General features: G+C 70.6%; 5 protein-coding genes. 2 read left to right on the forward strand and 3 right to left on the reverse strand.

Annotated elements, in window-relative coordinates; all coding sequences use genetic code 11:
* Nucleotides 1–28: 28 nt before the first annotated feature.
* The 3 genes from tyrS to ACFW22_RS29225 are packed head-to-tail and all read right to left on the reverse strand — an operon-like array spanning nucleotide 29 to nucleotide 4,291.
* On the reverse strand, nucleotides 29–1,294 hold the full coding sequence (tyrS, locus tag ACFW22_RS29215; protein WP_386410087.1) for a tyrosine--tRNA ligase: 1,266 nt from the start codon (nucleotides 1,292–1,294) through the stop codon (nucleotides 29–31).
* A gap of 55 nt (nucleotides 1,295–1,349) precedes the next feature.
* The gene (locus tag ACFW22_RS29220; RefSeq protein ID WP_386410090.1) at nucleotides 1,350–2,741 is read right to left on the reverse strand and encodes a metallopeptidase TldD-related protein; all 1,392 of its coding nucleotides are present in this window, start codon (nucleotides 2,739–2,741) and stop codon (nucleotides 1,350–1,352) included.
* Nucleotides 2,738–4,291: a TldD/PmbA family protein gene (locus tag ACFW22_RS29225; RefSeq protein WP_386410093.1), complete on the reverse strand. Its 1,554-nt coding sequence runs from the start codon at nucleotides 4,289–4,291 to the stop codon at nucleotides 2,738–2,740. Before ACFW22_RS29225 ends, ACFW22_RS29220 begins: the two co-directional genes overlap by 4 nt.
* 525 nt (nucleotides 4,292–4,816) lie before the next feature.
* Here ACFW22_RS29225 and fabG point away from each other — a divergent pair.
* On the forward strand, nucleotides 4,817–5,536 hold the full coding sequence (gene fabG, locus ACFW22_RS29230) for a 3-oxoacyl-[acyl-carrier-protein] reductase (RefSeq protein WP_386410097.1): 720 nt from the start codon (nucleotides 4,817–4,819) through the stop codon (nucleotides 5,534–5,536).
* A gap of 4 nt (nucleotides 5,537–5,540) precedes the next feature.
* Nucleotides 5,541–6,317 (forward strand): enoyl-ACP reductase FabI, encoded by a 777-nt coding sequence (fabI, locus tag ACFW22_RS29235; protein WP_386410100.1) that lies wholly within the window; start codon nucleotides 5,541–5,543, stop codon nucleotides 6,315–6,317.
* Nucleotides 6,318–6,366 lie beyond the last annotated feature (49 nt).

Below are 6,366 nucleotides of genomic sequence, written 5' to 3' on the forward strand. Positions count from 1 at the left end.
GCCCGCCCTCCTGATGGACGGGGTCGCCCTAGCCGGTGAACTCGATCGCCGCCAGGTTCTTCTTGCCGCGCCGCAGCACCAGCCAGCGACCGTGCAGCAACTCGTCCGCGGTGACCACCGCGTCCTCGGCAGTCACCTTGGTGTTGTTCACGTAGGCCCCGCCCTCCTTCACCGTGCGCCGGGCCGCCGACTTGCTCGCCACCAGACCGACCTCGGCGAACAGGTCCACGACCTGGCCCAGCTCGGACACCTGCGCGTGCGGCAGCTCGGACAGCGCGGCGGCGAGCGTCGCCCCGTCCAGCTCGGCCAGGTCGCCCTGCCCGAAGAGCGCCTTGGAGGCGTTGATGACGGCCGCGCACTGCTCGGCCCCGTGCACCAGGGTGGTGAGTTCCTCGGCGAGCGCCCGCTGGGCGGCACGCGCCTGGGGGCGCTCGGCGGTCTGCGCCTCCAGTTCCTCCAGTTCCTCGCGGGACTTGAAGGACAGGATCCGCATGTAGGTGGAGATGTCGCGGTCGTCCACGTTCAGCCAGAACTGGTAGAACGCGTAGGGCGTGGTCATCTCGGGGTCCAGCCAGACGGCCCCGCCCTCGGTCTTGCCGAACTTGGTGCCGTCGGCCTTGACCATCAGCGGAGTCGCGAGCGCGTGCACCTCGGCGCCCGGCTCCAGGCGGTGGATCAGGTCGAGACCGGCCACCAGGTTGCCCCACTGGTCCGAACCGCCCTGCTGGAGCGTGCAGCCGTAGCGCCGGTACAGCTCCAGGAAGTCCATGCCCTGCAGCAGCTGGTAGCTGAACTCGGTGTAGCTGATGCCCTGCTCGGACTCCAGGCGACGGGCGACGGAGTCCTTGGTCAGCATCTTGTTGACCCGGAAGTGCTTGCCGATGTCCCGCAGGAACTCGATCGCCGACATCCCGGCGGTCCAGTCCAGGTTGTTCACCATGACGGCCGCGTTCTCCCCCTCGAAGGAGAGGAAGGGCTCGATCTGCGAACGCAGCCGGTTCACCCAGTTCGCGACCGTCTCGGGATCGTTCAGGGTGCGCTCGGCCGTCGGCCGCGGGTCACCGATCTGCCCGGTGGCCCCGCCGACCAGCGCCAGCGGCCGGTGCCCGGCCTGCTGGAGGCGGCGCACGGTGAGGACCTGGACCAGGTGGCCGACGTGGAGACTGGCCGCGGTCGGGTCGAAACCGCAATAGAACGTGACGGGACCGTCCGCGAGAGCCTTGCGCAGTGCGTCCTCATCGGTGGACTGGGCGAAGAGCCCGCGCCACTTCAGCTCGTCGACGATGTCCGTCACGATCGTCCGTCTCCTCAGAAAGTTGTCAGTGGTACGACGACTCAGTCTAGGGGGGTCAGACCCCCTTGCTGACCGAGCTCATGTTGAAGTCCGGCACCCGCAGGGCGGGCATCGCGGCCCGGGTGAACCAGTCGCTCCACTCGCGCGGCAGCGTCTTCTCGGTCCGCCCCGCCTCCGAGGCGCGCGACAGCAGGTCCACCGGCGACTCGTTGAACCTGAAGTTGTTCACCTCGCCGACCACCTCGCCGTTCTCCACGAGGTAGACGCCGTCCCGGGTCAGTCCGGTCAGCAGCAGCGTCGCCGGATCGACCTCGCGGATGTACCAGAGGCAGGTCAGCAGCAGGCCCCGCTCCGTGGCGGCCACCATCTCCGCCAGGGAGCGCTCGCCGCCGCCGTCCAGGATCAGGTTCCCCGCTCCCGGCGCCACGGGCAAGCGAGTGAGTCCCGCCGTGTGCCGGGTGGTGACCAGGTGCGCCAGGCTGCCCGCTTCCATCCAGTGCACCGGCTCGATCGGCAGGCCGTTGTCGAAGACGGACGAGTCGTCGCCGGAGGAGTGCGCGATCACGAACGGGGCGGATTCCAGGCCCGGCTCGTTCGGGTCGCTGCGCAGCGTCAGCGGCAGCGGGGAGAGCGCCTCGCCGAGCCGGGTGCCCCCGCCGGGCTTGGAGAAGACGGTACGGCCCTCCACCGCGTCCCGGGCCGTCGAGGACCACATCTGATAGATCAGCAGGTCGGCGACGGCGGTCGGCGGCAGCAAGGTCTCGTACCGGCCGGCGGGCAGCTCGATCCGCCGCTCCGCCCAGCCGAGGCGGGTCGCGAGCTCGCCGTCGAGGCCGATCGGGTCGACGTCCTTGAAGTCCCGGGTCGAGCGCCCGGCCCAGGCGGAGCGCGACCGGTCGGGCGACTTGGCGTTCAGTTCCAGCGTTCCGTTGGGCTGGTCGTGGCGGAGCCTCAGCCCGGTGGAAGTGCCCAGATAGGTCGAGGTCAGCTGGTGGTGGGCGAAGCCGTAGAGCTCGCGACCGCCGGCCCGGGCACGGGCGAAGGACTCGCCGAGCGCCGGGGCGAAGTCGGTGAAGACGCTCGACGAGGTCTCCGCGGGGGCGTCCGTGAAGTCGGGGGAGGAGGGCACCCCCGTCACCAGGGGCTGGGCGTCCTCGGCGGGTCCCGCGGAGCGGGCCGCCTCCTCGGCGGCCCGGACCAGCGGCTCCAGGTCGTCGACGGTCACCGCGGACCGCGAGACGACGCCGGAGGCGGTGCCCTGGGCCCCGTCGACGGTGGCGATCACCGTGAGGGTGCGGCCCCGGGTGACGCCGTTCGTGGTGAGGGCATTGCCCGCCCACCGCAGATTGGCCGAGGACTCCTCGTCGGCGATGACGACGCACCCGTCGGCGCGGGACAGTTCGAGGGCCCGCTCGACGATCTCGTACGGCTTGCTGACGCGGCTCATCGACCGGCCTCCTGCGTCGTGTTGAGGATGTTGACGCCCCGGAAGAGGGCGGAGGGGCAGCCGTGCGAGACGGCGGCGACCTGGCCCGGCTGGGCCTTGCCGCAGTTGAAGGCGCCGCCGAGCACGTAGGTCTGCGGGCCGCCGACCTGCTCCATCGAGCCCCAGAAGTCGGTGGTCGTCGCCTGGTACGCGACGTCCCGCAGCTGGCCGGCGAGCCGGCCGTTCTCGATGCGGAAGAAGCGCTGACCGGTGAACTGGAAGTTGTAGCGCTGCATGTCGATCGACCAGGACCGGTCGCCGACCACGTAGATCCCGCGCTCCACGCCGCCGATCAGGTCTTCCGTCGACAGTCCGCCCGGATCCGGCTGGAGCGACACGTTCGCCATGCGCTGCACCGGCACGTGGGCGGGGGAGTCGGCGAAGGCACAGCCGTTCGACCGGCCGAGGCCCGTCAGCTTCGCCATCCGCCGGTCCAACTGGTAGCCGACGAGGGTGCCGTCCTTCACCAGGTCCCAGCTCTGCGCCTCGACGCCCTCGTCGTCGAAACCGATGGTGGCCAAGCCGTGCTCGGCGGTCCGGTCACCGGTCACGTTCATGATCGAGGAGCCGTAGGCGAGCTTGCCCAGCTGGTCGAAGGTGGCGAAGGAGGTGCCCGCGTAGGCCGCCTCGTAGCCGAGCGCCCGGTCCAGCTCGGTGGCGTGACCGATGGACTCGTGGATCGTCAGCCACAGGTTCGACGGGTCGACGACCAGGTCGTACCGGCCGGCTTCCACGCTCGGTGCCCGCATCTTCTCGGCGAGCAGCCCCGGGATCTCCTCCAGTTCCCTGTCCCAGTCCCAGCCGGTTCCGGTCAGGTACTCCCAGCCGCGCCCGACCGGAGGAGCGATCGTCCGCATCGAGTCGAACTCGCCCGTCCTCCCGTCCACGGCGACCGCCGTGAGCTCCGGGTGGAGACGGACGCGCTGCTGGGTGGTCACGGTGCCGGCGGTGTCCGCGTAGAACTTGTTCTCGTGGACGGTCAACAGGGAGGCGTCCACGTGCGCCACGCCCTCCGCCCCGAGCAGCCGCCTGCTCCAGTCGGCGAGCAGCGCGCTCTTCTCCTCCGCCGGGACGGAGAAGGGGTCGATCTGGTACGAGGAGATCCAGGTGCGTTCCGCGTGCACCGGCTCCTCGGCCAGCTCCACCTTTCCCCGAGGACCCCCTCCGGGAAGCCCCTCGGGGTCGGAGCCCGCCGCAGCGAGCACCTTCGCCGACAGCTTCGCCATGGCGACCGCCTGCGAGGCGACGCGCGCGGCCCCGTCCATGCTCAGGTCGACGCCGGAGGCGAAACCCCAGGCCCCGCCGTGCACGACCCGCACCGCGTAACCGAGGTCCGTGGTGTCCGAGGAACCGGACGGCTTGGCGTCGCGCAGTCGCCACGAGGCACTGCGCACCCGTTCCAGACGGAAGTCGGCGTGCTCGGCGCCGAGTGCGCGCGCTCGGGCGAGCGCGGCATCGGCGAGCGCCCGCAACGGCAGCGCGACGAACGAAGGGTCGATCTGATGGACCACGAGCGGCCTCGCTCTCGGCGATGGAAGGCGGTGGTTGAACTGCCCCGGAAGTCAATCACGTGACGGGGGGTCGGATCGGCGCATTGGGAGCGCGCACCCGACGGGACGGCCCCGATGGAGTCCCGCCCGAAGGGGACGGAGCGGGGCATCGACAGGGCCGGCGACCGCTCCGACCCGTGGCCGCCGACCCGCGGCCCGGGCGGGTGGGCCCGCTCCCGGAGCGCGGGGCGGCACGTGGCGGGCGCCGGCCCGCGGCGCTGCGGCACCCCGGTTCCTCGGGATGGCGCGAAATGTACGGGTGCCCCGTCCGGTGCCCCGTGGTCGCGGGCCCGACGAGCGGTACGGCGCGTTCCTCCGGGGGATCCGTGCGTCCGTACGGCGTCCGTGCCGAGCGCGCCGCATGCCCTCCCAGCTGTAGGGATCCGACAGTGACGCCCGTACGCCACTGTCGGAGGTCGATTCCCCATGTCGGGAGCGATACCGATAGGTTTTCGGCTATCAGACCGCTATCGAAAGGGTGATCCGTTGAGCCGCTCGGTTCTCGTCACCGGAGGAAACCGGGGCATCGGCCTCGCCATCGCCCGCGCGTTCGCCGAGGCCGGCGACAAGGTCGCGATCACGTACCGCTCCGGCGAGCCCCCGGCCGCCCTGGTCGAGCTCGGCTGCCTTCCCGTCAAGTGCGACATCACCGACGCGGAGCAGGTGGAGACGGCCTACAAGGAGATCGAGGAGAAGCACGGCCCGGTGGAGGTCCTCGTGGCCAACGCCGGCGTGACGAAGGACCAGCTCCTGATGCGCATGACCGAGGAGGACTTCACGTCCGTCCTCGACACCAACCTCACCGGCACCTTCCGGGTGGTCAAGCGTGCCAACCGCGGGATGCTGCGCGCCAAGAAGGGCCGCGTCGTCCTGATCTCCTCGGTCGTCGGTCTGCTGGGTTCCGCGGGCCAGGCCAACTATGCCGCCTCCAAGGCCGGGCTGGTCGGCTTCGCCCGCTCCCTGGCGCGTGAGCTCGGCTCCCGCAACATCACCTTCAACGTCGTCGCGCCCGGCTTCGTCGACACCGACATGACCGCGGTGCTCACCGACGAGCAGCGTGCGGGCATCGTGTCGCAGGTGCCGCTGGGCCGCTACGCGAAGCCGGAGGAGATCGCCGCCGCGGTCAGGTTCCTCGCTTCCGACGACGCCTCGTACATCACTGGAGCCGTCATCCCGGTTGACGGCGGATTGGGCATGGGTCACTGATCACATGAGCGGAATTCTTGAGGGCAAGCGCATTCTGATCACCGGTGTGCTGATGGAGTCCTCCATCGCCTTCCACACCGCGAAGCTGGCCCAGGAGCAGGGTGCGGAGATCATCCTCACCGCGTGGCCGCGGCCCTCGCTGACGGAGCGCATCGCCAGGAAGCTCCCCAGGCCCGAGAACGTCAAGGTCCTGGAGCTCGACGTCTCCAACGACGAGCACCTCGCCCGTCTCGAGGGCCAGGTCCGCGAGCAGTTCGGAGACCGCCTCGACGGCATCGTCCACTCGATCGGTTTCGCCCCGCAGGACGCCCTCGGCGGCAACTTCCTGAACACGCCGTTCGAGTCGGTCGCCACCGCCATGCACGTCTCCGCCTTCTCGCTGAAGTCGCTGACGATGGCGCTGCTGCCGCTGATGACCGAGGGCGGCTCCGTCGTCGGTCTCACCTTCGACGCGCAGTTCGCATGGCCGCAGTACGACTGGATGGGTCCGACCAAGGCCGCCCTCGAGGCCACCAGCCGCTACATGGCGCGCGACCTCGGCAAGCAGAACATCCGCTGCAACCTGGTCTCCGCGGGCCCGCTCGGCTCCATGGCCGCGAAGTCCATCCCGGGCTTCGGCGAGCTGGCGTCCGTGTGGGACAGCCGCTCCCCGCTGGAGTGGAAGCTGGACGACCCGGAGCCGGCCGGCCGCGGCATCGTCGCCCTGCTGTCGGACTGGTTCCCGAAGACCACGGGCGAGATCGTCCACGTGGACGGCGGTCTGCACGCGATCGGCGCGTAAGCAGGCGGAACGGCGGGGGCCCGTGCCCCGCCCCGACGGGGGCGGAGGC

Source organism: Streptomyces sp. NPDC058872 (assembly GCF_042743065.1).
Taxonomy (GTDB): domain Bacteria; phylum Actinomycetota; class Actinomycetes; order Streptomycetales; family Streptomycetaceae; genus Streptomyces.